Raw genomic sequence first — 25002 nt, 5'->3', positions numbered from 1 at the left:
AGAATAATATATATAAAGCTTCTTAAGTGTGTATCTAATGAATATAACTGCTACATTGAAGTGACAGATGGACCGTGCGTCCGGACGATCCGACACAGGAAGAGAGAACGCACATGATCACCTACGACCGGCTTTTCATCGGAGGTTCCTGGGCCGAGCCGAGCGATCCTGAACTGCTCGACATCGCCTCGCCGCACGACCGGTCGGTGGTCGGCCGCGCCGCCCAGGCACGGCCCGCGGACATCGACCGCGCGGTGGCCGCGGCACGGGCGTCCTTCGAGGCGGGCGAGTGGCGCCTGACCCCGCCCGAGGAGCGGATCGCGGTCCTGCGCAGGTTCAACGCGCTGCGTGAGGAGAACGCGGAGAAGATCGCGCACCTGATCTCGCTGGAGAACGGCTCGGCCGGATGGTTCACCCGCGCCGGACAGCCCGGCCTGACCCGTCAGGCGAACGCCTACCTGAAGGCGGCGGAGGAGTTCGGCTGGGAGGAGACCCTGGCACCCTCCGACCCCGCCTCCCCCGTCCGCAGCGTGGTGCGCCGGGAGGCGGTCGGCGTCGTGGCCGCGGTGATCCCGTGGAACTCGCCGTTCTCCTCGGCCACCTCGAAGATCATCCCGGCCCTGGTCGCCGGCAACTCCGTGGTCCTCAAGGTGTCTCCGGAGAACTCGCTGAGCATGGGCTTCCTGTCCGAGCTGCTGGAGCGGGTGGGCCTGCCCGAGGGTGTGATCAGCGTCCTGCCCGCCGACCGCGAGACCAGCGAGTACCTGGTCTCGCACAAGGACGTCGACAAGATCGCCTTCACCGGCTCGACGGGCGCCGGCCGCCGTATCGCCTCGATCGCGGGCGAGCAGCTCAAGCGCGTCAGTCTGGAGCTGGGGGGCAAGTCCGCGGCCGTCATCCTGCCGGACGCCGACATCGAGAAAGCGGTCGCGGGCCTGAAGTTCGGCTCCCTGCTCAACAACGGCGAGTCGTGCATCGCGCAGACCCGCATCCTGGCCCCGCGCGAAACGTACGAGGAGGTCGTGACCGCGCTGAAGAAGCTGGTGGAGTCGCTGAAGGTGGGGGACCCGAACGACCCCGACACCTTCATCGGCCCGATGATCCGCCCCGACCAGCAGGAGCGCGTGCGTGGTTACATCCAGCTCGGTATCGACGAGGGCGCCCGCCTGGTCACCGGCGGCCCGCAGATCCCCGAGGGCCTGGAGAAGGGCAACTACGTCACGCCCACCGTCTTCGCCGACGTCGACAACTCCATGCGGATCGCCCAGGAGGAGATCTTCGGACCGGTCCTGGTCGTCATCGCCTACGACGACGAGGACGACGCCGTCCGCATCGCCAACGACTCCGAGTACGGCCTCTCCGGCGGCGTCTGGTCAGCCGACGAGGCCCACGCCCAGGCCATCGCCCGCCGCATCCGCACCGGCACCATCACCGTCAACGGCGCCTCCGTCGCCTTCGACGGCCCGTTCGGCGGCTTCAAGGCCAGCGGCATCGGCCGCGAGTACGGAGCGGTCGGCCTCGGCACCTACACCGAGTACAAGACCATCACCGTCTGACCCGGCAACGGTGAATCACAGGGCGTCGTCGATCCGAAGCTCCGCATGGCCGTGGCCCGCCGCAGCCCGAGCGGACGAGCAGCCGGTCCCGGCGACCACGCGTCACCGGGACCGGCCCTCGACCCCAGTGCCTGGCAGGTCTCGCGGACGACTCCGCTCCGAGGCTCCGGCTTGCGGCCCAGAGCGTGCCCATAAGACGGGACAACCACGGTCAACAGTGGCTCCAAGATCGCTTCCCAAGCGGGTGACGAGAATCGAACTCGCGCTCTCAGCTTCAGAGAGAAACCCCAGGTCGGTGGCCTGGGGTTTGTTTATTGTGGTGAGTTCCTGACCGGTTGAGGGTCGGGCACCGCGCCATGACCAGTGCCGCCGGCTTGCAACCCCGACAGCTCAGGTCGGCAATCGGGCGCGTCTGTGTGCTGTTGCTGCTGTCGGACCTGCCGTCACTCTGCGCTGCGCCGTCGCCGCGAGGCAGCCATGGGAGTGCGGGCACGTGCTGTCTGCTCGTGCCCGCGTCCGTCGGTGTGGCTCGGTCCCGCAGAAGCCGGTTCAGAGTCAGCCTACGAGCTGGTTGAGCCGTTTCAACGTCTGGACCCAGGGCAGTTGTTTTTGTTCTTTTCGTCCGATGACGAGGGGGCGCATCATCTCGATGGCGCCGTTCGAGTTGAGGCCGTCTTCGTGAATGGCCATGTGGCAGTGCCAGACGGTGGTTCCCTTGATGGGGAATCTACTGACCCAAGCCGTGATGCAGTCGGGGTCCGAGTTGAACTCGGCCGACTGCGCAGCCATGTACTCACACTCGGCCACGAACCCCGCCCTGCGCTTGCCGGTGCCCCTGACCGGGGCCGAGATGTGATGCACGAGGAGGTGGTCGCTCACGTCCCCGGAGTCAGTACCAGGATGCGGAACGGGCCGGGCGGCACGGCCAGTGGCATGCCGGGGAGGGTGTCGGCTCCTGGGTACCGCCAGCCCCAGGACCGCATGGTTTCGACCGTCCTGTCGTCCCGGGCGTCCACCAGCGTGACGCCGAGCGCGGCGCCGTGGCCGGCGAGCAGTCGCCGCTGCAGGCGCCGGGCGAGGTTCCACACCTGGTCCTTGTACTCCCGGCGCACGCGAGGCGGCACCACGATTCCGGAGACGACGAAGAGCCCGCCGGCGGCCGCGCAGTGAAGCAGACTTCCCCCGACGTGTCCGCGGGACCCCGCCCACCACGGACCCGCGCCGGCCGTGGGGAAGCCGTAGGCGTATCCGGCCAGGGTGGTGGTCTCCGCGATCAGCAGCGAGAACCCCGGTCGTCGGGTGTCGGCCACGAGATGGAGCAGGAAGGTCGCACGCGCCTGGTTCCACGCCCACGCGTCGCCACCGGAGGTCTCCGCATACAGGTCGCCCAGTTCCTGCAGGCGGTCCGAGACCTGACCACGGGTCAGTGCACGGACGCGTTCCGCGACCTCGGGCGAGGAGCGGCGCTCCGCCTTCGCCGGGTCCGGGAGGCGAGTGCGCGGCCTGCCCCGTGCGGGTTGGAGCGCCGGGAGGGTCAAGGTCGTCGGGAGGGACATGTGCGCGGGCATGAGCAACCCTGCCCCGGGCACGGGCGGAGGCCGCCCCGGCGTCGTCGATCCCCGAGAACGGCACCGGCGTCGGAGGCGGTGCGCGGTATGCCCTCGGTCTCTCCACCGTACTCCTGGCGAGGCCCGCCCCCGCGGCCCGGCGGTTGCCGGGAACAGGGCGGGTGCGTGTGGGGTGATCAGGGCGGGAAAGGCGGCGGGGATGTCACGGACGCCGGGGTCAGCTCTCCCCGAGGGCGTCCGCCGCGGCCGCCATGAGCGGTTCGGCGGCGGTCTCGGTGGTGTCCGGAGGCACGACCACAAGGTCCCAGCGCCCTCGGCCGGGGGCGACCAGGACGACGGTGTGCGGGGCGTTCGCCGCCAGGGCTCTGCGTAGTCGTACGACCTGGTTGGAGACGAGTATCCGGCCGGGCGCCGCGGACCACACCGCCCCGCTGACGGTGACACTGGTGATATCACCCCACTCGCGCGGCAACCCGGCCAGCAGGCGCGGGAGTTCCACGAGAAGGTCGTAGGAGCGCGGCCACCATGCTCCGTCGATGGACCGGGTCAGGTCGCTGCGGGGCGCGAGCCGCAGACGGAGGGCGGGGTGGGAGGGAAGCGGTGGTTGCAGTGCGCTGGTCATGAGGCTGCTGCCAACTTCCGTAGCTGGATGCGTGGTGGAGGCCGTCCCGGCTTTCCCGGACGGAGAGCGGGGTGCGGGGCCTGCGGGCAAGTCCCGCCCGCAGCAGGGCGGTCAGGCCGTATGCAAGGAAGCCGCCGCCGTGGCCACGGACCCGCGAGCGGTGTCCGGCGGGGCGGGTGTGAAGGGGACCGGTCTGCATGAAGGGGTCCTTGGCCTCGGCGAAGGCCGCTGGGCGGAGGTGCGGCCGGGGTCACGGACTGCCCCTGGGGGATGGGTGGCGTGCTGGTGACGACCTGTCGGACAGGCACGACGCACCCTCGTTCCGCCCACCGTACTCCTCGGGCCGGGGAATGCCCGGATTCCGCTGATCAGCGGCCTTCGGCCGGATGCACTCAGGCCGCGGCGTCGCGTTGACACCTATCGTCGTCGGACGTTGACTGGCGGGACGGCTGAGGGCCAGGAAGGGCAGGGTCGATCGGTCTCCGGATACCTGAAGCAGGCCGTCGAGAAGGCGAAGGGTGCCTTCAGGCGGTGCCTCCCATCGCGCAAACGGAAGCGGTACACACGACGATGTACGACCAGACACGCGCCCAGCAGCCGCCGGACCGGACCCCGGGTCCGGGCGGACGCCGCACCACGGGCCCGGAGCCGCTGCTTCCCCCGGACGAACGGGACGAGATCGTGCGCCGCCTCGGACACGCCGTCAACACCTTCGCGGACACCCCTCGCGAGGCGCTGGAGGAGGCCGAGGGCGCCTTCGACGAAGCCGCCGCCCGGCTGGCGAGCGCCCTTTCGGAGATGCGACGGGTGCTCCGCGCCGGGTGGCAGGACCGGGACCCCGAACCAGACTCCGCCGAACTGCGGGGCGCGTTGCGGCAGTACCGGGAACTCACCCAACGGCTGCTGCGCACGTAGGCGGCGGCAGGCTCCCGTCGGAGAACGCTGGGGGCTCATGCCACGCCTTGCCCGGCGTCGTCGATCACCGAGAGTGGCGCCGGCATCCGAATCGGTGCACGGTATGCCCCGGTGTGTACACCGTACTCCCGGCCGAGAGCGGCAGCCGGCGTCTTGAACGGTCTCTGCTGTCAGGCGCGGTCCGACCGGCCCGGCTCCGTTCGGTCACCGGGGGCGGGCAACCCGTGACGGGCCGGACCACTGTCCGGACCCTGTCCGGACCACGGTGCGGCCGTGGCACGCACGGGCGGTCCTTCCCGGCATACCCTTCAGAAAAGGGGACTGCTGGGAAATTCGGACAGACCCGCGTGGATCTGCCGCAGCCGCCCCCCACACCTTGTCCCGGCGTATCGGGCAGCGACGCGTCCGCGTTCTGCCGGTCGCCCACCAGGAGGTCCCCATGGAGAACGACCCCCTGCCCTCCCGGGGCCACGCAGAGGTGCGCATCGTCGCGGCGACCCCGGAGGTCGCCCGGCGCGTGGCCGAGGTCCTCCGCCGCTGCTTCGCCTCGACCGAGCAGCGCAGCTACCCCGCCGGACATGGCGGAGGGACCCGGCTCCATCTCACCCTGGACACCGCCCAGACCGCGGAACCCGCACGGTCGTGGCTCGCGACCAGCGAGTCGACGGAGCAGGCGTCGGCACACGCCGATGAGGTGTGACCCGGGTCCGTGCGGCCAGGAGGGTCCGTCGTCCCGGCCGTCCCCACGCGGCTGTCAACACCTCGGAGAACGACAGACATGACGAAACTCCGCGAACGCAAGAACAACCGGAAGGCGGTCCTGCGATTCCTGTACGGGGCTGTGGAGCACAACCGTCCCGAGGTCAGCGGATCGGCGCTCCGCGCCGAGCTGGGGCTGCCCGACGAGGACCTCTTCGCCGCCTGCGTCTATCTGGCCGACGACGGCCTGATCAACGTGGAATGGACCTCGCACCGGACCCCGGCCGCTGTCTCGCTGACACACGACGGCATTCGCCTGATGGAGGAACGGGAGGAGGAGGGAGAGGAGGGGGAGGAACGAGAGATACAGGAGTAGGAGGATCGGCCCCGTCTGCTGCTCCGCGATCAGGAGTAGCCTGAGCACACCGAGAGCTTTTCGCGCAGCGCGTTCGGCGGTGCCGTTCCCGGCGAGTGACGCGACGGGCGGCCGTTCCCGCGGGGCCCGGGACGGGACCGCACGATGGGAACCAGCAGAACGCCGGGCGCAGGCGAGTCCGCGGCCGACGCGCACACGTATCGCATGCCCATGCCCCGCCTGACCCTCACCCGGGATGTCAGCCACGGCCCGCTGGACGGGGCGTGGTGGCCGCGCTGCGACGCCCTGGAACTCGAACTGCCCTCGCTCGTCGCCGCGTTGGAACCGGACCTGGACGCCGAGGTTCGGGTCACCGTCGACCCCGCCGAATGGCCCGGCGCCCCGCACGCGGTCATGGCGCCCGGCCGGGCGATCACCGTGGAGCCGGCTGGTCCCGGAGGCGAGGCGCACGTCATCACCCTGGACTGCGACACCGTGGGACGCTGGGTGCTTCTGGTGGTCCCGCCCGAGGAGTCCGCGGGAACGGCCGCCCGGCTGCTGGCCGCGGTCGACGATCCCGAGAACCGGCTGACCGCCGCGCGGATGCTGGCGCTCGCCCGCACCGCTCGCCTCGGGGGCATGGCAGGGGAGAGGGAATGAGGGCCACGGCCCCGGTGGAGGTCGTATCGGAGCAGGCGGTCCCGCCCCGATCCCCCTCACCGCGCGGTCCGTCGGCCGCTTCGGGCGAGGCGCCCGCGCTCTTCGAGGAGTGCCGCATCGTCCGCGCGTACGGTGACCTGGACGCGCAGACCGTGGCACCGCTGGTTCGAACTCTGGCCGAGGCCCGCGCGGCCAGGCCCGGTCGGCTCCTGATCATCGTGGACCTCACCAAGGTGACCTTCGCCGACTGCAGCATCCTGCCGCCGCTGTGCGAGGCGTGGTCCGACTGCCGCGCCCGGGGCGGCTGGCTGCGCGTCGTCTACGACAACCACACGACCGACCTGGTCTTCCGCTGCACCGGCCTGCTGGGCCGCTTCCCCGCCCACGCGAACGCGCAGGACGCCTGGGAGGGGCGAACGGCCGACGCGACGGCGCGCCGTGACCTGAGCGGTGCCTTCATCGACGGGTGTTGACGACGTGCGGCGGCTCCCCCTGCGGTACGCGCAGGGACGTCGGGGTGTTCAGGGAAGGAAATCTGTCACGGCGAGGCCAGCTGTCCGTGCCTGCCGGAGTTAGGGTGGTCGGACGAGGCAGATGGTGCTGATTCCATCGGGGCACGGGGTGCCACGAACGCCTGGGTCTCCCCGTATCGCTCCCGGAACGAAGGTGCCATGCCCGCCGAGAACGCCCCCGTCCCCGCCGCCGGCAACCTCGACGACGACGACTATCCCGCCTACACCATGGGACGGGCTGCCGATGTCCTCGGCACCACCCCCGCCTTCCTCAGGGCCGTCGGTGAAGCCGGACTGGTCACTCCGCTGCGTTCGGAAGGCGGTCATCGCCGGTACTCCCGCCGCCAGTTGCGCGTCGCCGCCCGCGCCCGGGAGCTCGTCGGTCAGGGCACCCCCATCGAGGCCGCGTGCCGCATCATCTCTCTCGAGGACCAGCTCGAAGTCGCCCTCCGCATGAACCGGGAAATGCGCCGGAAGCTGGACGAGGGCGGCGTGAATACCTAGTCCCGCCAGTACAGAAATACGGGCGTCGGCGGAGTGAGGATTACCGGGCGAATACAAAAACGACCTGGCCGCTCCCTTCCGGGCTGTGTTAACTTGATAGCAGTTGCAGTTTTGGTTGCCAGAGATTTTTTCTTTGCAGAGCTTTCCGTGTCTTTCCGGAAGGGTGATCATCGCGGCGACTCGGCTCCGTAAAACACGGAGTCCGGTACTGCCCCAAGGGAGATTCAATATGGCATCTGGCACCGTGAAGTGGTTCAACGCGGAAAAGGGCTTCGGCTTCATCGAGCAGGAGGGCGGCGGCGCTGACGTCTTCGCCCACTACTCGAACATCATCAGCAACGGTGGTTTCCGCGAGCTTCGGGAAGGCCAGAAGGTAAGCTTCGACGTCACGCAGGGCCAGAAGGGCCCGCAGGCCGAGAACATCGTCGCCGCCTGAGGCTGACGTGCATCGTCGCTAGCCAGCGGTTCGCGCATCATGTGGCTGGGGCCCGCACTCTTGGGGTGCGGGCCCCAGCCATTGCGTTACGAGATTTTTCAGATCTCCCGGGTCTCCCGGGCCTTCCGGAACTCTCGAATTATTGACGGCCCCGGCTTCGGTATCGAGAGACCCGGCTTATCGCTTTTTCTTCGGCTCATTCTTGCGATTCCTCGTGCGGCTGCCAGCCGTTGGACGGAATTCCTCGATACGCCGTATCGAGGAGGGTTCCCCCTTGAACCGCACCCGTCGCACCAGCGGCACCTCCGGTCGCTCCCACGTGAACAGGAGTGCCCTGCACCAGGGCCCTCGTCCTGGCACCGTCCTGCCGCACCAGCGCCGCACGGTGGACCGGCTGATGGCCGACGCCGGCATCACCGCGCGTACCGCGCGGATTCGCCCCGGCGCGGCCGAACTGCGTCGCGTCACCGGCGCCCGGACCCCCTCCGGCGTGCCGGTCACCATCCCCGGACCGGTCACCGGACAACGCGAGGGCGGGGGATCCGACGGCCGTCACCGCCGGGGCCGGGCCGCCGGACAGGGCGGGAACGGCCGGGCCGCAGGCCGAGCGCGTCGCTCCGCCCCCGGGCCCACCACGTAGGCCGGGCACGGGTGATGCGCCGTCGCTCCCAGCAGTCAGGCCGAGACACCGCCCTCCTGCCCGCCTCGACGAAGAGGAGAAGCCCTTGACGCCGATTCCGCCCCGAGCACACCGGTCCGACAGCGCCCACGGCACCGGTCTGACCGCCCGCGACGCCATGCTGCACGCCCCCGGACCGCAGGTCGACGACCACATGGCGGTAGACGTGGCCCTGTCCGTGCTCATCGGTGCCCGGGTCCCGCACCTGCTCCTCCAGGACGAGGACGGGCGGTGCGCGGGACTGGTCACCCGGGCCCAGCTCGCCGCGCACCGCGGCGGCTCGTGGTTCAGCGACCGGACCCGGCTGCGGGACATCCCGCTCGACCGCGGACCGTTCACCGCGTCGACGGCCGCACTCGGCGAGGCGGAAGCCGCCATGCGGGTACGGATATTGAACGTTTCCCCCGTGGTCGACGAGCACGGCTACGCCTTGGGCGTCCTCGCTCTCACACCCTGACCGCGTCCGGCCGTCGTCGCGCGTCCGGCCTCTCCAGAGTCGTTCCCCGGCGTTCTCCCCCATCCCCGCGGAGGCATCCATGCGCTGTGTCATCGCCCGTTTCCCCTTTGAGCTGACCAAGATCGAGGTCGAGGAGTCGATGAGCGGCGTCATCCCCGAACCCGTCACCGGTGTGTCCGTGACCATCGACGGCCGGATCTTCCCCGTGCTGCAGGTCGGAGAAGTGATCACCAGGCAGAACCGCCGGGACTTCACGACACAGGAGATGCGCCGGGCGCTGACCCGGCTCGGCTTCACCTGCCACGACGCGCGCCCGGTCATGCCGCCCCGGGACGCGCGAGACGACGAGGACACGTTCGGCTGGTGACGGTTTCCGGCGCTGGTTCGGCGAGATGTGAGAGCGCAACCGTTCATGGGGTTGGGCATCGCCAGAACCGCCGGCCGCACCCCGGCAAGGGCCGCGTACGCCTCGCACCATTCTCGTCGCGTCACCATGCTCCAACAGAAACCCCCAGGTCATGGGCCCGGGGATGCTCTGCTGTCCAGACCGGCGGGCGGGGCGCCGGCGAGGGCGCAGGTCAAGCATCGACGCAGGTCGGACCGGGCGCGACGGCGCGGCGCCGAGCGGCCGGGTCCTGGAGCGGTTCGGCTACCGGACCGGGGTCGGAGGCAGCGGTTCACGGGCTGCGTGCCAGGCGGGCGGGAGAGCGGCGACGCCCGTGCGGGCGGCGATCACCCCGCCCGCGATGGCGCAGGTGGTGTCGATGTCGCCGCGCCCGGCGACCGTGAACCACAGGCCCTCCTGCAGGTCGTCAAGGTGTCCTGCCGCGCACCAAAGGGCGTAGGGGACGGTGTCGGGCCCGGACATCCGGTAGCCGGAGCCCAGGACCTCCGCGGCGTGCCGAACCGAGGTACGTGCCGGCATCCGGGCCGCGACCCGCACTCCCGACCGGACGTCGCTGTCGGGGAGTTGTGCGGCGACCGCCTGGAGGAAGTCCGGGCGTGCCGGCGCGGGCCCGCCCCGGCTGCGGGTTGCCAGCGCCGCGGCGAGGGCTACCGCCACCGCCCCGGCGACCGCCTCCGGGTGGTGATGCGAGACCGCGCTCTGGCGGGCGGCCTGCTCGGCGACGGCGTCGAGGTCGGCGGCGTGCCAGGCGCCCAGCGGGGCGACGCGCATGGCCGCGCCGTTGCCCCAGGAGCCCTGGCCGCCGAATTGTCCGGTGACCACCTCCTGCCAGGGCTCACCCGCGCCGATCCGGCGGAGCACGTCGTGCATCGAGGCTCCGTAGCCGCGGTGCGTGTCGTCGGCGTAGGCCTCGGCGAAGCGCAGGGCGAGGCGGTCCTGGTCGATGATGCCGCAGCCGGCGGCGAGTTCCCGGAGGAGAACGAGCGCCTGGGCGGTGTCGTCGCTCCACCGCCACAGCGGCTCCGGAGGCAGGGTCCGTGCCTCCAAGGCTGCCGGGCCTTCGTGGCGCAGGATGCCGAACCAGCGGTCACCGAAGGCATCACCGAAGGCGAGCCCGGACAACGAGTCCAGCGCGGCGGCGGGCGGGTTGATCATCGGATCAGTATCACCGGGCGACGGCGTCCCCGGCACTCTGATTTCGGCACGGCCGTTCTTCTGGCCCGCCGTGCCCTGCTGGGTACCCATGCGCCGGTGACAGGTGTTCAGGTGGCCGACGTCCCGCCCGCCTTGTCCGCGACGCCGACAGCCAGCAGCGCTTCGTCCGCCGAGCCCAGGAAGTCGAGGGATTTCCTGTCGAAGACCCAGACGGTGCGGCCGTCGCGTTCCCTGAAACTCAGGCCGATGCCGGAGCGGCCGGTGAAGTCCTTGGCGTCGGCGACGACCGAGACGCCCGGGATCTTCGCGGCCGTGCGATAGAGAGCGGCGTCCAGTTCGGGCAGGAGCGTGGCGTCGGGCAGCATGTCGCCGATCTTGCGCGGGGTCGTTGACCTGCTGACACCTTGGTCCCGGTGACAGATAGGCCGACCAGCGCGAGCGAGTGCCGGCAACGATGACGAAACGGTGCTGTCGGGGGCCGGCCTGGGCGAGTGCAGTGGTGACGGTGGTGACCATCCGTCGGGCCTCGCTCTCGCCCACAGTGTCGGGCTCCAGCAGGGCGCCGGTGTCGGTCCAGTCGACGTACGGGCCGCGGAACTTCGGGGCATTGGTCCGGCGGGCCGAGGCGATCGCGCGTTCTTGGAGGACGCGGCCGCGACGCCGACGGCTACGGCTGGCCGGTGAGGAATGCGGAGCTGGAGCAGTTCGCTGGGGTGACCGCACTGATGCCCGGCGCCGCAGGTGACCAACCAGCTTGCCCCACGTGGCGCAGGACACGTTCATGACAAGGATTGCGCTGGGAAGGTTCAGGGCAGTGATGGAGGCGCCCATGACTGCCCTGAAGGGGTGACCCGTGACGTCCACTGCGCCTCCCCCCATACCCCGAGCCGCAGGATCGTTTCCGCTCATCGGCCACGCGCTGAAGATGCGCGACAACCTCGGCTTCATCGACTCGCTGCGTGAGACACGGGAACCACTTGTCGAGATCGTCCTGCAACCCGGGACGCGCACGATCGTGGTCCAGGACCCGGCACTGATCCACCAGATGCTCAAGGGCCTGGGACCCAGCCTCGACAAGGGCCGGCTCTACGACAAGCTGGGCCAGCTGCTGGGCGACAGCGTGGTCACCGCCACCGGCCGCGACCACGTACGCAGACGCCGCCAGCTTCAACCCGCGTTCGCCCACACCGAGATCAGCCGGTACGTCGACCTCATGCGCGGCGAGGTGACGGCCACCGTCGCCGCCTGGGAGCGCGGGCGGCCCCTCGACGTACACGAGGCGATGGTCGGGCTCAGTCTCGACATGCTGGCCAAGACGGTGTTCGCCGGCAGCCTCGATGACGCCGTCTTCCGCCGGCTGCGCAGCAACGTGTCGGTGGTGATGAGCGGCGTCGGTCTGCGCATCATGCTGCCCGACTGGGCCGAGCGCCTGCCGCTGCCCTTCAACCGCCGCTTCGACCGGGCCCGGGCCGAGGTGCGCGCCACCATCAGCACCGCCGTCGACGAACTGCACGCCTCCGGACACGACTCCGGGGACATGCTCTCCATGCTGCTGCGCGCCATCGACGAGGAGACCGGCGAGCCGCTGACCGGGCATCAGATCTGCTCCGAGATCTTCCTTCTGGCCGTGGCGGGCACCGAGACGACCGCGTCCTTGCTGGCCTGGACCCTGTACGAGCTCGCCCGCAACCCCGGCATCGAGGCCCGGGTCCTGGCCGAGCTGGACGAGGTCCTCGGCGAACGGCCGGTCGCCTTCGAGGACATGATCCGGCTGCCGTACCTGGGCCGGGTGATCACCGAGACCCTGCGGCTGCACCACCCCGGCTGGCTGGTCACCCGCCGCACCACCGAGGAGACCCGGCTCGGCGAGTGGACGCTGCCCGCCGGCACCGAGCTGGCCTACTGCCAACACGCCCTGCACCGCGACCCCGAGCGCTTCCCCGACCCGCTCACCTTCGACCCGGACCGGTGGACCGACGCCGCTCAGGAGCCTCCGCCGGGCGCGTTCGTACCCTTCGGGGACGGCAAGCACAAGTGCATGGGGGACCGTTTCTCCCTCACCGAGATGGTCACGGCGCTCGCGACGATGCTGCGTTCGGTACGGTTGGAACTCGCCGAGGGCCAGGTCGTCCGCCAGGTCGCCCGGCTCACAGTACGGCCGCGCAACCTGCGGATGACCGTCCGCCCCCGAGCCGGGGCCGGCCTCTAGCGCGTGTCTCTTGCGGCACCCCGGCCGGTGGTGCGCGTCCAAGACGGCCTGGGCGCTGGTGAGCAGGGAGCGCGCGTTCTTGCGCAAGGCCGCCGAGCTGCCGAACGGGGCAGGGAGCACAGCGGCCCGCCAGAGACACGCGACCAGGAAGGCGTCAAGGGCACCGAGTTGGTCGTCGTCGCATGGCCCTCAAGCACGCCGACGGCGCCGTCCCGCTGCCACCCACGCGCTTCCGCCGCCGGGACTTGCTCTGGTCGATGGCCGGCAGCGTGGCTCAGGCCGGCGGGGGTACAGCGAGACATACGCGCGCCTGATCGGTCTGCGCACCCGTCGTCGTGGCCGGCTTTCGTCGGTTGAGGTTCAGACGTGGGCCCGCCGAACGCCCGTGCACGTGATCAGCCTGGTGCCGGATCGGCGGCGGAGACACAAGGAGTCCTGGGCCGCTGGACGACACCGGCCGGGCCGACGGCGGGATTCGAACCCTCGTTACCCGCTTGGAAGGCGAAGTATCCGCAGCCTGCGCACCTGCACGACGAGGACGACAGCCGAACCGGCCGATGCCGGGCAGCCGGTTTTGGGCCGCCGTCGCCGGTGGTGTGGACAGGGAAGCGGGGGTGCTTGTCGACGAGCGACGAGCCCGCCGCCGGTCTGCTCGCCGTGCCCGAATGCCGGCAGGAGCGGATCGCCGCCGTCGGGCGCGAACGTCCCGTCGTCGTTCTGAAGAGACACCCGCACGAACCGCTGTCACCCATTCAACCGGCATGTTCAATACATTCATATTCTGTCAGGTTTCGTACCTTATCGGAGGCATGTCCGAATCGCCATCGTCCGGGAGGAACCATGAAACCAGTCCTGCGTACCGGCCTCGCCGCCATCGCCGCAACGATGCTCATCGGCACCACGACCGCGTTCACTGCGCCGAGCAACGCGAGTACGGCATCGGTCGCACACCCGGCGAAGGCTGGGATCGCAACGCTGAACACGATTGTCAACCTGCCGAACGGAGCCTGGACTGACACCCCGCTCGAGGTCACCCTCCCCAAGGCCGGCACATACGCACTCGACGCGGACGTCCGCGGGCGCCTCTCAGGCACTCCGGCCCTCAACACGTACATCACCGCGCGGCTGTGGAACGTCAACTCCGGCACCGAGGTGCCGCAGAGCGAGCGGCTCGTGTACCAGATCATCAACCTGAACGTGGGCCAGGCCGAGGCCGGCGGCAACCAGACCGCACCGATCAGCGAGCTGATCAGAGTCAGCGGGCCGACGACGATCCGGCTGCAGGCTCAACGGGTCGACGCCGTCGGGGCCGCCAGCATTGCACAGATCTACTCCGACGGTGCCGGCTACACCTCGCTCCGATACGAGCGGGTCGGCTTCTGACGGCATCCCCCTCGGAGCGGTGTCGGTCGTCAACTACCGGTCACAGGCCCATCCGGCCAAGGCTCTCGCGCGTCCGCAGTCGCTCCCCCAGGGAGAACAGCACCGGCACGGGGGCGGTCTGCGGTACGGCGTGCGATCAGGTCCTGCAGCAGCCGGATCAGCAGCACGCTCGTGCCGGCGCCGGGTTCGCCCGGGATCACCAGGTGGGCCGCCGGGCCGGGCACGGGCGAGATCCGTCAGGAGTGACCACGACTCGGCGAGGTCGTCACCGGCGGCCCCATAGGTTGTAGTGGCTGTCCTGCACGACGACGTCGACGCTTCCGCTCTCCACGATCGCGCGGGGCGGGCTGACGAGTTCCGGCACCGGACCGGGATGGCGTGGGGAGGTGCTGCCGAAGTGAATGATGTCGGTTCTCACCTCGCCGGCGGGTGGTTGCTGTACAGCAACGGAGTGCGGCAACCACCGCAGCCGCAGCCGACCGGCAAAGCCCCTCGAAGACCTCAGCCGGAGTAACCCTCCAGGTGCGGGAGGCGGGATCGTGCAGGGCGGCGAACGCGGACAGGAACATCGCGCGTTCGAGCTGCCGGTTGCCGCCTCTGGGTGCGTGTTCGCCGTGGCCGGAGGTCCCCGGTGACCTTGTTGTCGGGGCGAGGCGGGCGTCCCGGGCGACCGTCAGGGGGGAACAGCAATGCCGAGCCCGGAGGCCGGCGGCCCTCTTGCTCGGCACCCGCTCCAGAGGGAGACCTCAGGTCAGTGGTCCGGGGGCTGTCTGCCGCCCGGTCCCGTTTTGAGGCAGTTGAGCGGGACGCATTCGTCAGAAGCGTGCGATTACCCTGGCGCAGGTGGACCTGAACCTGCTGACCGCGCTCGACGCCCTGCTGGAAGAGAACAGCGTGCAGGCGGCGGCCGACCGCCTCCACCTGTCCGCGCCCGCTCTGAGCCGGGCGCTGACCAGGATCAGGCGGTCGACCGGGGACGACATCCTGGTCCGCACGGGGCGCACGATGACTCCCACGCCACGGGCCGTGGCCATGCGCGACGAGGTGCGGGCTCTGGTGCAGCGCGCGAACGAACTACTCGGGCCCGCACAGGAGTTGGACCTGGCCGCGCTGCGGCGGACGTTCACCGTCCAGGGGCACGACGCGCTGATCGGCGCGCTGTACCCGGCGCTGCTCACCCAGGCCGCCGTCGAGGCGCCGGGGCTGAACCTGCGGTTCCTGCCCGAGCCGGCGGTGGACACCCCTGACCTGGCGCGCGGGCACGTCGACCTCGAGGTGGGGGCGACGGTGCCCGCGTCACCGGAGATCAGCCACGAGACCGTCGGACACGACCGGCTCGTCGCGGTGTTCCGGGCCGGCCACCCGCTGGAAGAGGACTTCACCCTCGAACGGTTCGCCGCCGCGTCACATGTCATCGTCTCGCGGCGCGGCCGGCTGCGGGACGGTCTCGACGAACTGCTCGCCGAGCGCGGACTGGAGCGCAGGGTTGTCGCGGCACTGCCCACGGCCGCGCTCGCGCTGCAGGCCGCCGCGCACAGCGACACCGTCGTGGTGGTCGCCCGCCATCTGTGCGCGCGGACCCGGGACGATCTCGGGCTGCGCACCCGCGACCTCGACCTGGACCTGCCTGCCGCGCCGGTGGTGCTCGCCTGGCACAGCCGGTACGACACGGACCCCGAGCACACGTGGCTGCGCGGGCACTGCCGTACGGCGCTGGCGGAGGCGCTGGCGCAGTAGGGAGGGTCAGGCGGCGCGCTCAGCGTGCGAGCGGGACCAGGATCCGTCCGTGCGGGCCCGTGTCCGCGGCGTCGAGCATCGCGGCGGCCACGGTGGCCTTGCTGACGCCGGCCGGGAAGATCCGCCGCGGTACCCCGTCGAGAGACACGCTCCGCCAGGTGGCGCTGACCGGTCCGTCGGACATCGGGCCGACGTGCAGGACGGTGCCGCCCGCGGTCAGGATCGTCTCGTCCGCGACGACCTTGTCGTCGAGTTCGGTGCGGAGGAACACGCCGAGCAGTGTGCGGGTCAGCCAGCCTGCGGCCTTCGCCGACCGGCCGGTGCCGAGGGCGCCGACGGACACGACCCGAGCCGGTGCGGCCGCAACGATCGCGCGGGCACCGGCGGTGAGTACGCCGGGCTTCTCCCCGTCGCCCGTCCCGAGGGCGGACAGCACCGTGTCGCGGCCGTCCAGTGCCTGGGCGATCGCCTCCGCGTCGAGGACGTCGGCGGCCACGCGGGTCAGTTGGGGTGAGTCCGGGAGCGCGATGCGGTCGGGGTGCCGGCAGATCGCCACGACCGCCTCGCCGCGGTCGAGGGCCTGCCGGGTGAGCTCGGTACCGACGCCGCCGGAGGCGCCCAGGATGGTCAGCGTCATGACGACAGCACCTCGAGTGCGGTGGAGTGCACGCCGGGGGCCGCGACCAGGATGTCCGGGCTGTTCAGGTCCCACGGCTTCCCGGACAGGTCGCTGACGAGGGCGCCGGCCTCGGTGGCCAGCAGGGTGCCCGCGGCTGTGCCCGGCAGGTCGGGCTCGTACTGCCAGAACACGTCGGACTGCCCGGACGCGACCCTGAGCAGCGGGAACGTCGTCGGGATGGTGTTGCGCACCAGCAGCGCGCGGTCCGACATCGCCGCGACCGCCCGGCCGAACCTGGCGTGCGTCCCGGGGCTGTTGCCGGCCTGGCTGGTACTGGCGATGGCCGAGTCCAGGCTGGTCTTGGCGGACACGCGCAGCGGCTCGCCGTTGCGCCAGGCGCCCGTGCCCCTGACCGCTGTGTAGGTCAGGTCGTCGACCGGCTGCCGTACGACGCTGAGCTGCGGGATGCCGTCCTTGACCAGCGCGATCGTCACGGCCCACTCCGGCAGGCCGTGAACGTGATTGACGCCGCCCTCCGCGCCGTCCACGATCCACCACTCCCCGGGCGGCAGGTTCCGCTCCTCTTCGTCGTCGAACCACCCGGCGCCCGGCAGGACCCCGTCCAATACCTCGCGTACGGCGGCCACCGAGGCCTCCTCCAGACCGGCACCCAGGTGGTACATGGCGGCCCGGTCCGCGGGCCTCGTCTGCGGGTCGAACCTGGCCTTCAGGAAGTCGGCTCCCCGGTTCGCCGCCTCCACCACAGGGGCCAGCAGCTCGCCGTATGCAGTCATGGTCTTTCCCCTCGCCTCGAAAGTCATCGTCGCGTCGCGCCGACAGCCACAGTCAAAGGTCTGCAGCCACATGAATCAAATGCACTCTCTTCAATCAAAGATTTACTCAGACGCATTCATTGCTGCGGGGGTCCTGCCTGCGTGCCCACCCGCCTGAACTTGTGCAGTGCGCGATGCAACAGGCCGACGGGCAATCATGAATGACCGAGGCCAATGCCCTTTCTGCCTTCGAGCCTGCCTTGAAGGGCAGGCTCGAAAAACGCTGCTGCGGCGAAGCAACCTGCTCCAACGGCGGTTCGTATCAACAGTCGACCGATTCGTTTTTGCCGACTTCTGGAAGAGGGAGAATTTCCATGAAACAAATCGCCAAGCGGGCGGCCCTGGCCGCTATGACGACCTTGGCGGTGACGGCGTCACTGACCGCCGTCACGGCGACGGACGCGTTCGCGACGAATCAGGTCGACTGCGGCCGGAGTGACTTCGTGCAGGTCACGTCCCACCAGGCCGGCCACTCCGACACCGACCTGTGCTTCGCCAACGCCGGAACCATCTCCCTGCCGGGCAACTCGTGGATCACCCGGATCTCGACCGGCGACAACCGCGTCCAGTGGTTCGGCGACGCGGCGTGGCAGCCCGCCGACGGGATCAACAAGTGGACCGTAATGACCTGGCCGAACCACCCCGGTGGAGTGAGCGCATCCTGGATCAGGATTCTCTGAACCATCGGCAGTTGCCCGAAAGGGCAGGACCGTACCCCTGGAAGAGGGGGAATTTCCATGAAACAAATCGCCAAGCGGGCGGCCCTGGCCGCTATGACGACCTTGGCGGTGACGGCGTCACTGACCGCCGTCACGGCGACGGACGCGTTCGCGATCGATACGGTGTCGTGCGGCCGTAGCGACTTCCTGCAGATCACGGTCCATACAACCGACTCCGGTGGCCCCTACGACTGGTGTCTCGCCAACGCCGGAACCTGGGACATGACGGGTGCCCATATGTGGCTCCACCGGATCTCGACCGGCAACAACCTCGTCCAGTGGTACGGCGACGGAAGATGGCAGCCTGCCACGCCGATCGAGAAGAACACCGTCAAGCCCGCATCGGGCTCGGGGTATCTCGTACAGAGCAAGGCCACCGTCGAGTGATCCCGTAACCCCAAAGGGAGGCCGGCCCCGCACCCGGCCTCCCCTCGATCGGCGTGCTCCCCGGCGCGACGGGGGTACCAGCCTCAGGTGCTGATGGGGCGGCTGTCGTGACCCGCTCACGGCAGGCGTTCGTGGGCATCGTGGACGTCCCCCGGCACGAGTGGTGGAGAAGCCGTGGCCGATTGATGCCCACGCGCTGTTCCGGCGGTGCGTGGGCCATTCGGCTTTCGGCCGGTGTGCAGGGCGAAGTGACACGGGATGTTCTCGGCATGTGCCATCGGCGGCGATCCGTGGCGCCCATCGGCCGCAGGAACGAAGGAACCCGAACATGAAGTACCGGATGGTCCTGCTCCTCCTGGTGGGCGTGCTGAGCATCGCGGCCTCCGCCACGGCGGTCTCGGCCGGCCCGACTCAGCTACGGGCCGTGTCGCGGAGCGCGGGGCCACGGCCCCCGGGGCCGACACGTCCCCCCGGACCGGGACGTCCTCCCCGGCCGACGCCCCCGCCGGGTGCGGTCAACGGCGAGGCCTGGGCATGGACTCAGCTCACCAGCCGCGGTACGCAGATCCGTTACGTGTCCACCGACACGGGCCAGACGTGTCCCTCGGTGCGCTACACCCTGGGGGCGGCCACGAACACGGTCGTGATGCACCTGGTGAGCACCCCCGATGGAGCACAGTTCCCGACCAAGGTCTGCGAACTGGGTGTGCCCCTCACCGCGTCCGGTGCGCAGCTCGTACAGGTCACCGCGGCCGTACTGCATCCCGGCAACGGCCGGCTTCCCCTGCCCGACTGGACCGCGGCGACACGTCCCGGCAGGATCGGTGTCATCGGTGACACCGGCTGCGAGGTCCCGACGACCGGTACGGTCCAGAGCTGCCGGACCGGCTGGCCCTTTCCGTTGATCGCGAACAGCGTCGCCTCCGTGACGCGGCCGGATCTCGTGATCCATGTCGGCGACTACCTCTACCGGGAAGACCCCGCCAAGGAGGACGACAAGCCGCGGAATCCCGGCTGCACGATGTCCGCCGAGGCGGCCAGCTGGGCCTGTGTCGTCGCCGACTTCTTCAGGCCCGCAGAAACGCTGCTGGCCACGGCCCCGGTCGCGTTGGCCCGGGGCAATCACGAAGACTGCAACGCGACCTTCCACGGTGGTGCGGGCGGCGCATGGTTCCGCTACCTCGCCGACGAGCTCCGTGCGGACGGATCGTGCAGCCGCCACAGCGATCCGGCGGCGATCCGCGCCGGCACCCTGAACCTCGTCTCTCTGGACTCTTCCTTCGCCGACCCCGGGGACACGGGAAGCACGGCCGAGAAGGCCGTCTTCACCGCGCAGCTCAACCAGGTGAACCAGGATGCGCAACAGCATCCCGGCAACGACTACTTCCTGTTCACGCACAAGCCGCTGTGGATGGTGAAATCGGCCGGCCGGACGACCGGCGCGGTGACATGGCTGACCAGGGTCCTCAGCGACGCGGTCGCCGACACCGGGCTGCACAGGCTGGCGTCCAATGTCCGACTGGTGCTGTCGGGGCACGTCCACCTCTACCAGATGATCGATTTCAACACCGTCCGCCCGCCGCAGGTGACCGTGGGTTCCTCAGGCGGACCACTGGACGACGGCCCGGACGACCGCCTGGTCGTCAGTCAGCCGGTCGGCACCCCGACGCAGCCCGTCCACCAGTCGATCACCCAGACCCTGAGCACTGCGGGAGGCCGGGGCATCTTCGGGTACGCGGACCTCCGCTCCACGGGCAATACCTGGGACCTCGCCTTCCGCAACACGAGCGGTGTTGTACGCGGCCCCGTGTGCAGGCTGGGGTCGAGCCTCGACAACAAGTCATTCCTGTGCAGTCCAGGCACCGCGATCGGCCGGGGAGCCGACCGGCCCGGCAAGCCCACGGGGGCCCGATGAACTGCGGCCGGTGCTACCAGCAGCCCTCGACCGTGGCGGCGAGGCCGTCCAGGCCCTGGGTGACGGTGGCGGTGGGCGCCGAGCCGTTCTCGACGAACGCGAAGCTCTTCCAGCGGCCGTCCTCGCCCTTGGTGACTCCGGCCAGGGCGGACACATCGCTCAGGGTGCCGGTCTTGGCATCGACCTTTCCCACGGCGCAGGAGGCGGGCGCGCTGGTGAAACGGCCGTAGGAGGTGCTGAGGGTGCCGTCGACGCCCGCGACCGGCAGGCCTTTCATGATCGGCCACAGTGTGGCCTGGTAGCGGGTGTCGACGGCGAGCCCGGCGATGGCGGAGAGCGCGTCGGCGGTCATCCGGTCGCTGCGGGACAGGCCGCTGCCGTCGTACTCCTGTACGCCGGTGAGCGGTATGCCGTACTGGACGAGCACGGCGTGGACCGCGGCGGTGCCGCCCGCGAAGGTAGCGGCCCGGCCCTGGCCGAGTGCGGTGAGCCGCAGCAGGCCCTCGGCGATGTCGTTGTCGCTGTGCTTGAGCATGTATTCCACGGTCGTCGACAGCGGCTTGGACTTGTGGGTCGCCAGAACCGTGCTGCCCGAGGGCGTCCTGGCGCGTGCGGGCTTGCCCACCGTGATGCCCTGGGCGGTGAGCTGCTGGGCGAAGTACCGGGTGGCGGTGAGCGCGGTGTCCTGGGTGTTGTCCCCCTCGATCCGCAGGGCCCGGACGGGAGCGACGGTGTCGGGGTAGTAGCCGCTGTTCCAGCCGGTGGCGAGGCTGGGGGCGGCGAAGAGGTGGTCGTCGAACATCAGCCGCACCGAGTGGTGGCCCTCGGTCTTCAGGGCCTTGGCGGCGGCGGTGGCGAGACTCTTCAGGTCGGCGGAGCCGAGCTGCTGATCGCCGCCGCCGACCAGGTACACCGTGCCGGACCGGTAGACGGCCTTGGTCTGGACGGTGTGGCCCGGACCCAGCACGGTGAGCGCGGCGACCGCGGTCGCCAGCTTGTTGGTGGACGCGGGCATCACCCCCGTGGTGCGGTCCTTGGACCACACCGTCTGTCCCGAGGCGACGTCCCGGACCTCGCCCACCACATTGCTGCCCGACTGGGCGACGTCCACGCGCTGGTCCAGCTTCCCGGCCATCGCCTTGTCGGCCGCCGTCAGCCCGTTCGCCGCGGACGCGGAGGTGGCGGTCATCGCCATCGCGGCGGCCACCGGAACAGCGATCACGGCCACTCGCCGGCCGTTCCTCCCGTTCATCCAGTTCCTGTCACGCGGAAGCGCATGCCTGCCCAAAGCGTTCTCTCCTTCGCCTTGGCCGGTTCGCCACCGGCCGTGAAACAAAACTGGCCCCGCCTGACCGGTGGGCCCTTGGGCGCACCGCCTCGTCGCCGTCAGGCGGACGGGTTGACGACCACCGTGGCCGTGTTGTTCTCGCTGTCCGGGTCGAAGGTGCGGGACGTGTCGGACTGAGGGTGGACGACGACGTGGCCCGTCGCGTCGGGGACGACCCGGTCGATGTGGAGCTGGAACGGGAAGCCGACCTGCAGGTCCGGCTTGGCCCACATCGGCAGGGTGCAGGCGTAGTGGCCGATGGCCGGGTCGTCGCCGGACGTCCGGGCGGGGTGGCAGGTGTCGGGTACGGACGTGGCGGTGGTGCCCTCCGGGAGGTAGTAGTCGATCACGGCGACCGGGTCGCCGGAGCTGACGTTGCCGACCCAGGCCGGGCCGAGGTTGTCGAAGCGGAAGGCGGTGGTGACGGTGTCGCCGGCCGCGCCGCTCACCTCGGTGCCGTGCACGGCGAAGTCGGCGGTGTTGTCGGCGTCGACGTGCCAGGAGCGGCCGTTGTCCGAGCCGTCGAGGTCGGTGGCGTCGGCGCCCGGCTGGACCTCGTAGTCGAACCGCTCGTACAGCGCGTGGCCGGTGACGTTCAGCCGCAGCGGCTCCGGCAGTTCCACGGTGGCGCCGGGCGCGATGTCGGTGTCGAAGGAGCAGGTCACGTCCGTCATGGGTGTGTACTGGCCGCTGTCGTCCGGCCCGGTGTAGGTGCACTGCGGGTAGCGGGTGGCGACGTCGAGGCCGTATGTCGCCCACATCTTCACGCTGAAGCCGTGGGCGGTCTCGTTGCCGGTGTTGGTGACGGAGAACGGCACGGTGAGGCTGGTGCCGGTCGCGACGTCGGTGACGTCCTGCGGGGCGCTGATGCCGAGGTCCGGACCGGAGCCGACGGTGACGGAGGTCTCCGCGGAGCCCTGCGGGGCGGTGAGGGTGCCGTCGGGTCCGCCGGTGGCCTCGGCGGAGTACTCGATCGTGCCCTGTGCTCCCACGGCGGCGCCGGCGGCGGCCCGGACCTGCAGCCGCACCTGCGCGCTGTAGCGGGTCGGCACGTCCCCGGTGTCGCACACGGCGACGGTACCGGCGTCGTTCGGTGTGCAGTTGTCGGGCCAGGCCACCTCGGCGACGCCGGCGAGCCCGGAGACGTCGACGGTCAACTTCCCTGCGGTCACGGTGAAGTTGGCGTTGTCGTGGTACAGGCCGAGCGCCAGCGACCGGTACGGTGCCGTACCGCCCTCCGGGGCGACGGTGACCGACTGGTCGTACGGCGCCTGGATCCACAGCTGATCGGTCTGCGCGTCGTCGGCGAAGGCGGTTCCGCCCCCGAGGCCGGCGACGACCAACGCCCCCACGGCTGCGGCACAGGCCCCGCTGTGCAGCACACGCCTGATGGAGACAGAAGTCATGACATCCCCCAGATGAGACCGAAGTGACCCGGCAAGTGACATGCACCGGACGGGAGTTGGACGTTCGGCCGAAACGGAGGGTTGCAGCGGAGGGGCGTGAGGTGAGTGGTTCTTACCGTTTTCTTGATCGCTCCGGCTGAGGCCGCCCGGGTCCGCCGTCGCCCCCAGGGGCAGCCGTACCGTGCGTGACACAGGCCACTGGAACTCCTCCGGTGTCGCGGAGAGAAGTGGTCGTGAGGGACTCAGAAAACGATGTGCGCCGCCGTGTGCGCGAAGGGGACCGCGAGGCGTTCGCCCAGCTGTACGAGGAGTTCGCCCGCGCCGTGTACAACCACGGGTTGCGGTTGACCGGCGACTGGTCGACGGCCGAAGAGGTCATGTCCGAGACGTTCCTGACCGCGTGGCGGACCCGCGCACGGGTGCTCGAGGACGGCGGTTCGCTGCTGCCCTGGCTGCTGGGCATCGCCACCCACAAGGCGGACAACGCCCGCCGGGGACAGCGCAGACGCCAGCTGTTCCTGGCGCGTCAGCCGCAGCCGGGCGCGGAGGAGGACTTCGCCGCCCGGACGGTGGGGCGCATCGACGACGCACGGCGGCTGCGCGCCGTGCATGCCGCGCTGGGCCGGCTGCGGCGCCAGGAACGGGAGGTACTGGCTCTGTGCGTGTGGTCCGGCCTGGACTACCAGCAGACGGCCGAAGCCCTGGGCATCGCCGTCGGCACCGTACGCTCCCGCCTCTCGCGTGCCCGCAAGAAGCTTGCCCGGTTCGCGGAAGAAGACCGGGAACCACCCGCCACCCGCGGAGAGATGACAAGTGCGGCCGCGATCGCGGCCCTGCCCGTACGGGAGGAGCTCACATGAACGACAGGACCACCGGCGCTTCCCCGGAGCGCAGCGGCGACCGCGAGGAGATCGCCCGCCTGCTGCCGGCCCCGGCCGACTGGGACCTTCCGCGCGAGCAGCACCTTCGTCACAAGGAACTGCTGATGCACCACATCGACCGAGACCAGGCGCCCCGTACCCGCCCCGCCGGCCGACTGCTGCGGCCCGCGCTCCTGGTGCCGGCGACCGCCCTGACCCTGGCCTGCGCGCTGGCCGCGGGAGTCGCCCTGCACGGCAACGGCGGGACGCCCTCCGGCACCGCTTCGCACCGTCCGGCCACCGACATGCAGCCCGCCGCCGCGATCCTGGGCCGGATCTCCGACGCCGCCGAGGAGCGCAGCACGCCCCGCGTGCGGGACGACCAGTTCGTCTACACCCGGGAGAAGGCCCAGGGGGCCGATCTGACCAGCGGGAAGGCTGTCCTCGACCCGCTGAAGGAACGGGAGGCGTGGTCCGCCCAGGAACCGGGGCCCCTGCACAAGCTCGGGCTGGTCCGGGAGGACGGCGAGACCCTGCCGGTCAACGCCGAGTTCGGTGACACCGGCGGCACCCCGGCCGGTCTCAGCCGGCCCACCTACAGCTGGCTCAGCACGCTGCCCACCGACCCCGACAAGCTGCTGGCGTACCTGTATGCCAACACCCCGCACGCCGAGGGGCGGGGACGGGACCAGGCGGTGTTCGAGCAGATCGGGTCCCTGCTCGGCGGGATGATGCCACCGCGTACGGCCGCCGCCCTCTACCGGGCCGCGGCGAGGATCCCCGGCGTCACGGCGGCCCCGCAGGCGCGCGACGCGATCGGCCGCCGGGGCCTCGGTGTCGCCCGCGACGACACGCGTTACGGCATCAGGACCGAGTGGGTCTTCGACGGGAAGGACTTCGCCTTCCTCGGCTCCCGCAGCTATCTGACCAAGGACACCTCGTACGGAAAGGCCGGAACGCTGCTGTCCAGCGAGGCGGAGCTGGAACTCGCCGTCGTGGACAGGGCCGGACAGCGGCCCGCGGACGCGGACCGCACCCGGACCGAGCCCCGGAGCTGACACTCCGCCTCAGGGATCGGCGCCG

Annotated in this window: 29 protein-coding genes and 1 pseudogene; 19 read left to right on the top strand and 11 right to left on the bottom strand. The window is 70.4% G+C overall.

Going from position 1 to position 25002, the window contains the following annotated elements; all coding sequences use genetic code 11:
• The first annotated feature begins 113 nt into the window (after positions 1 to 113).
• On the top strand, positions 114 to 1556 hold the full coding sequence (locus EDD90_RS26470; RefSeq protein ID WP_123975518.1) for an aldehyde dehydrogenase: 1443 nt from the start codon (positions 114 to 116) through the stop codon (positions 1554 to 1556).
• Positions 1557 to 2111: 555 nt separating this feature from the next.
• On the opposite strand, the gene EDD90_RS26465 is transcribed toward EDD90_RS26470, so the two are convergent.
• The 3 genes from EDD90_RS26465 to EDD90_RS26455 form a co-directional block, all read right to left on the bottom strand.
• The gene (locus tag EDD90_RS26465) at positions 2112 to 2435 is read right to left on the bottom strand and encodes a hypothetical protein (RefSeq protein WP_123975517.1); all 324 of its coding nucleotides are present in this window, start codon (positions 2433 to 2435) and stop codon (positions 2112 to 2114) included.
• Positions 2432 to 3112: a hypothetical protein gene (locus EDD90_RS26460; RefSeq protein ID WP_185149228.1), complete on the bottom strand. Its 681-nt coding sequence runs from the start codon at positions 3110 to 3112 to the stop codon at positions 2432 to 2434. Before EDD90_RS26460 ends, EDD90_RS26465 begins: the two co-directional genes overlap by 4 nt.
• A 229-nt stretch (positions 3113 to 3341) precedes the next feature.
• Entirely contained in the window at positions 3342 to 3746 is a 405-nt protein-coding gene (locus EDD90_RS26455; protein WP_123975516.1) for a DUF5994 family protein, read from the bottom strand.
• 570 nt (positions 3747 to 4316) lie between these two features.
• Between EDD90_RS26455 and EDD90_RS26450 the strand changes: the two genes are divergently transcribed.
• The 10 genes from EDD90_RS26450 to EDD90_RS26405 all read left to right on the top strand — a co-directional run bounded on the left by EDD90_RS26450 (position 4317) and on the right by EDD90_RS26405 (position 9330).
• On the top strand, positions 4317 to 4661 hold the full coding sequence (locus EDD90_RS26450) for a hypothetical protein (RefSeq protein WP_123975515.1): 345 nt from the start codon (positions 4317 to 4319) through the stop codon (positions 4659 to 4661).
• 439 nt (positions 4662 to 5100) lie between these two features.
• Entirely contained in the window at positions 5101 to 5361 is a 261-nt protein-coding gene (locus EDD90_RS26445) for a hypothetical protein (RefSeq protein WP_123975514.1), read from the top strand.
• 78 nt (positions 5362 to 5439) lie between these two features.
• Positions 5440 to 5736 (top strand): hypothetical protein, encoded by a 297-nt coding sequence (locus EDD90_RS26440; protein WP_123975513.1) that lies wholly within the window; start codon positions 5440 to 5442, stop codon positions 5734 to 5736.
• A gap of 144 nt (positions 5737 to 5880) precedes the next feature.
• Positions 5881 to 6375: a DUF5994 family protein gene (locus tag EDD90_RS26435; RefSeq protein WP_260328074.1), complete on the top strand. Its 495-nt coding sequence runs from the start codon at positions 5881 to 5883 to the stop codon at positions 6373 to 6375.
• Positions 6372 to 6848, top strand: coding sequence for an STAS domain-containing protein (locus EDD90_RS26430; RefSeq protein WP_260328073.1), 477 nt, complete (start codon positions 6372 to 6374; stop codon positions 6846 to 6848). The genes EDD90_RS26435 and EDD90_RS26430 overlap by 4 nt, the downstream gene beginning before the upstream one ends.
• Positions 6849 to 7046: 198 nt before the next feature.
• Complete coding sequence (locus tag EDD90_RS26425) at positions 7047 to 7391, top strand: helix-turn-helix domain-containing protein (RefSeq protein ID WP_123975512.1); 345 nt, start codon at positions 7047 to 7049, stop codon at positions 7389 to 7391.
• A 229-nt stretch (positions 7392 to 7620) separates the two neighbouring features.
• The gene (locus tag EDD90_RS26420; RefSeq protein ID WP_123975511.1) at positions 7621 to 7827 is read left to right on the top strand and encodes a cold-shock protein; all 207 of its coding nucleotides are present in this window, start codon (positions 7621 to 7623) and stop codon (positions 7825 to 7827) included.
• Between the two features lie 274 nt (positions 7828 to 8101).
• A complete protein-coding gene (locus EDD90_RS26415) occupies positions 8102 to 8467 on the top strand; it encodes a hypothetical protein (protein ID WP_123975510.1) in 366 nt (121 codons plus the stop codon).
• Positions 8468 to 8552: 85 nt separating this feature from the next.
• Entirely contained in the window at positions 8553 to 8963 is a 411-nt protein-coding gene (locus EDD90_RS26410; RefSeq protein WP_123975509.1) for a CBS domain-containing protein, read from the top strand.
• 79 nt (positions 8964 to 9042) lie between these two features.
• A complete protein-coding gene (locus EDD90_RS26405; RefSeq protein ID WP_123975508.1) occupies positions 9043 to 9330 on the top strand; it encodes an SCO5918 family protein in 288 nt (95 codons plus the stop codon).
• A gap of 282 nt (positions 9331 to 9612) precedes the next feature.
• Here the strand turns inward: EDD90_RS26405 and EDD90_RS26400 are convergent, their stop codons facing one another.
• Together EDD90_RS26400 and EDD90_RS26395 are read right to left on the bottom strand one after the other, a co-directional pair.
• A complete protein-coding gene (locus EDD90_RS26400; protein ID WP_123975507.1) occupies positions 9613 to 10524 on the bottom strand; it encodes an ADP-ribosylglycohydrolase family protein in 912 nt (303 codons plus the stop codon).
• 107 nt (positions 10525 to 10631) lie between these two features.
• A complete protein-coding gene (locus EDD90_RS26395) occupies positions 10632 to 10889 on the bottom strand; it encodes a hypothetical protein (RefSeq protein WP_123975506.1) in 258 nt (85 codons plus the stop codon).
• 488 nt (positions 10890 to 11377) lie between these two features.
• On the opposite strand from EDD90_RS26395, the gene EDD90_RS26390 reads away from it, so the two are divergent.
• Complete coding sequence (locus tag EDD90_RS26390; protein ID WP_123975505.1) at positions 11378 to 12733, top strand: cytochrome P450; 1356 nt, start codon at positions 11378 to 11380, stop codon at positions 12731 to 12733.
• 840 nt (positions 12734 to 13573) lie between these two features.
• The gene (locus EDD90_RS26385; protein ID WP_123975504.1) at positions 13574 to 14116 is read left to right on the top strand and encodes a hypothetical protein; all 543 of its coding nucleotides are present in this window, start codon (positions 13574 to 13576) and stop codon (positions 14114 to 14116) included.
• A 265-nt stretch (positions 14117 to 14381) separates the two neighbouring features.
• On the opposite strand, the gene EDD90_RS55625 is transcribed toward EDD90_RS26385, so the two are convergent.
• Together EDD90_RS55625 and EDD90_RS26375 are read right to left on the bottom strand one after the other, a co-directional pair.
• The gene (locus EDD90_RS55625) at positions 14382 to 14534 is read right to left on the bottom strand and encodes a hypothetical protein (protein WP_185149705.1); all 153 of its coding nucleotides are present in this window, start codon (positions 14532 to 14534) and stop codon (positions 14382 to 14384) included.
• 100 nt (positions 14535 to 14634) lie between these two features.
• Positions 14635 to 14787 (bottom strand): annotated as a pseudogene (locus EDD90_RS26375) (IS110 family transposase); the annotation flags it as partial.
• A 172-nt stretch (positions 14788 to 14959) separates the two neighbouring features.
• On the opposite strand from EDD90_RS26375, the gene EDD90_RS26370 reads away from it, so the two are divergent.
• Positions 14960 to 15853, top strand: coding sequence for a LysR family transcriptional regulator (locus EDD90_RS26370; RefSeq protein WP_311737219.1), 894 nt, complete (start codon positions 14960 to 14962; stop codon positions 15851 to 15853).
• A 19-nt stretch (positions 15854 to 15872) separates the two neighbouring features.
• Here EDD90_RS26370 and EDD90_RS26365 read toward each other — a convergent pair whose 3' ends face one another.
• Positions 15873 to 16490: an NAD(P)-dependent oxidoreductase gene (locus EDD90_RS26365; RefSeq protein WP_123975503.1), complete on the bottom strand. Its 618-nt coding sequence runs from the start codon at positions 16488 to 16490 to the stop codon at positions 15873 to 15875.
• Positions 16487 to 17266: an inositol monophosphatase gene (locus tag EDD90_RS26360; RefSeq protein WP_123975502.1), complete on the bottom strand. Its 780-nt coding sequence runs from the start codon at positions 17264 to 17266 to the stop codon at positions 16487 to 16489. Before EDD90_RS26360 ends, EDD90_RS26365 begins: the two co-directional genes overlap by 4 nt.
• A gap of 200 nt (positions 17267 to 17466) precedes the next feature.
• Here EDD90_RS26360 and EDD90_RS26355 point away from each other — a divergent pair, with 200 nt between their 5' ends.
• From EDD90_RS26355 to EDD90_RS26345, 3 genes are all read left to right on the top strand, one after another.
• Positions 17467 to 17985 carry a beta/gamma crystallin domain-containing protein gene (locus EDD90_RS26355; RefSeq protein ID WP_260328072.1) on the top strand — a complete coding sequence of 173 codons (519 nt, stop codon included), beginning with the start codon at positions 17467 to 17469 and terminating at the stop codon, positions 17983 to 17985.
• Between the two features lie 57 nt (positions 17986 to 18042).
• Complete coding sequence (locus EDD90_RS26350; RefSeq protein ID WP_123975501.1) at positions 18043 to 18411, top strand: hypothetical protein; 369 nt, start codon at positions 18043 to 18045, stop codon at positions 18409 to 18411.
• Between the two features lie 328 nt (positions 18412 to 18739).
• Positions 18740 to 20326, top strand: coding sequence for a metallophosphoesterase (locus EDD90_RS26345; RefSeq protein ID WP_260328071.1), 1587 nt, complete (start codon positions 18740 to 18742; stop codon positions 20324 to 20326).
• A gap of 13 nt (positions 20327 to 20339) precedes the next feature.
• Here the strand turns inward: EDD90_RS26345 and dacB are convergent, their stop codons facing one another.
• The gene (gene dacB / locus EDD90_RS26340) at positions 20340 to 21578 is read right to left on the bottom strand and encodes a D-alanyl-D-alanine carboxypeptidase/D-alanyl-D-alanine-endopeptidase (RefSeq protein ID WP_123975500.1); all 1239 of its coding nucleotides are present in this window, start codon (positions 21576 to 21578) and stop codon (positions 20340 to 20342) included.
• 134 nt (positions 21579 to 21712) lie between these two features.
• A complete protein-coding gene (locus EDD90_RS26335; RefSeq protein WP_185149227.1) occupies positions 21713 to 23059 on the bottom strand; it encodes a hypothetical protein in 1347 nt (448 codons plus the stop codon).
• 254 nt (positions 23060 to 23313) lie between these two features.
• Here EDD90_RS26335 and EDD90_RS26330 point away from each other — a divergent pair, with 254 nt between their 5' ends.
• Both EDD90_RS26330 and EDD90_RS26325 read left to right on the top strand, forming a co-directional pair.
• Positions 23314 to 23919: an RNA polymerase sigma factor gene (locus EDD90_RS26330; RefSeq protein ID WP_123981652.1), complete on the top strand. Its 606-nt coding sequence runs from the start codon at positions 23314 to 23316 to the stop codon at positions 23917 to 23919.
• A complete protein-coding gene (locus tag EDD90_RS26325) occupies positions 23916 to 24977 on the top strand; it encodes a CU044_5270 family protein (RefSeq protein ID WP_123975499.1) in 1062 nt (353 codons plus the stop codon). The genes EDD90_RS26330 and EDD90_RS26325 overlap by 4 nt, the downstream gene beginning before the upstream one ends.
• Positions 24978 to 25002: the final 25 nt, after the last annotated feature.

Origin of the sequence: Streptomyces sp. Ag109_O5-1, assembly GCF_003814875.1 — a bacterium.
GTDB lineage: Bacteria > Actinomycetota > Actinomycetes > Streptomycetales > Streptomycetaceae > Streptomyces > Streptomyces sasae.
Note: the sequence above shows the minus strand (reverse complement) of the source record. Positions and strands in the feature narration are given on the sequence as shown.

Bases quoted from the DNA above. Each gene is read 5' to 3' on its own strand.
- EDD90_RS26425 (WP_123975512.1), top strand. From the start codon at position 7,047: ATGCCCGCCGAGAACGCCCCCGTCCCCGCCGCCGGCAACCTCGACGAC.
- EDD90_RS26420 (WP_123975511.1), top strand. From the start codon at position 7,621: ATGGCATCTGGCACCGTGAAGTGGTTCAACGCGGAAAAGGGCTTCGGC.
- EDD90_RS26360 (WP_123975502.1), bottom strand. From the start codon at position 17,266: ATGACTGCATACGGCGAGCTGCTGGCCCCTGTGGTGGAGGCGGCGAAC.
- EDD90_RS26385 (WP_123975504.1), top strand. From the start codon at position 13,574: ATGAAACCAGTCCTGCGTACCGGCCTCGCCGCCATCGCCGCAACGATG.
- EDD90_RS26395 (WP_123975506.1), bottom strand. From the start codon at position 10,889: ATGCTGCCCGACGCCACGCTCCTGCCCGAACTGGACGCCGCTCTCTAT.
- EDD90_RS26345 (WP_260328071.1), top strand. From the start codon at position 18,740: ATGAAGTACCGGATGGTCCTGCTCCTCCTGGTGGGCGTGCTGAGCATC.
- EDD90_RS26440 (WP_123975513.1), top strand. From the start codon at position 5,440: ATGACGAAACTCCGCGAACGCAAGAACAACCGGAAGGCGGTCCTGCGA.
- EDD90_RS26365 (WP_123975503.1), bottom strand. From the start codon at position 16,490: ATGACGCTGACCATCCTGGGCGCCTCCGGCGGCGTCGGTACCGAGCTC.
- EDD90_RS26400 (WP_123975507.1), bottom strand. From the start codon at position 10,524: ATGATCAACCCGCCCGCCGCCGCGCTGGACTCGTTGTCCGGGCTCGCC.
- EDD90_RS26350 (WP_123975501.1), top strand. From the start codon at position 18,043: ATGAAACAAATCGCCAAGCGGGCGGCCCTGGCCGCTATGACGACCTTG.
- EDD90_RS26450 (WP_123975515.1), top strand. From the start codon at position 4,317: ATGTACGACCAGACACGCGCCCAGCAGCCGCCGGACCGGACCCCGGGT.
- EDD90_RS26430 (WP_260328073.1), top strand. From the start codon at position 6,372: ATGAGGGCCACGGCCCCGGTGGAGGTCGTATCGGAGCAGGCGGTCCCG.
- EDD90_RS26460 (WP_185149228.1), bottom strand. From the start codon at position 3,112: ATGTCCCTCCCGACGACCTTGACCCTCCCGGCGCTCCAACCCGCACGG.
- EDD90_RS26405 (WP_123975508.1), top strand. From the start codon at position 9,043: ATGCGCTGTGTCATCGCCCGTTTCCCCTTTGAGCTGACCAAGATCGAG.
- EDD90_RS26470 (WP_123975518.1), top strand. From the start codon at position 114: ATGATCACCTACGACCGGCTTTTCATCGGAGGTTCCTGGGCCGAGCCG.
- EDD90_RS26445 (WP_123975514.1), top strand. From the start codon at position 5,101: ATGGAGAACGACCCCCTGCCCTCCCGGGGCCACGCAGAGGTGCGCATC.
- EDD90_RS26455 (WP_123975516.1), bottom strand. From the start codon at position 3,746: ATGACCAGCGCACTGCAACCACCGCTTCCCTCCCACCCCGCCCTCCGT.
- EDD90_RS26355 (WP_260328072.1), top strand. From the start codon at position 17,467: ATGACCGAGGCCAATGCCCTTTCTGCCTTCGAGCCTGCCTTGAAGGGC.
- dacB (WP_123975500.1), bottom strand. From the start codon at position 21,578: ATGAACGGGAGGAACGGCCGGCGAGTGGCCGTGATCGCTGTTCCGGTG.
- EDD90_RS26435 (WP_260328074.1), top strand. From the start codon at position 5,881: ATGGGAACCAGCAGAACGCCGGGCGCAGGCGAGTCCGCGGCCGACGCG.
- EDD90_RS26335 (WP_185149227.1), bottom strand. From the start codon at position 23,059: ATGACTTCTGTCTCCATCAGGCGTGTGCTGCACAGCGGGGCCTGTGCC.
- EDD90_RS26325 (WP_123975499.1), top strand. From the start codon at position 23,916: ATGAACGACAGGACCACCGGCGCTTCCCCGGAGCGCAGCGGCGACCGC.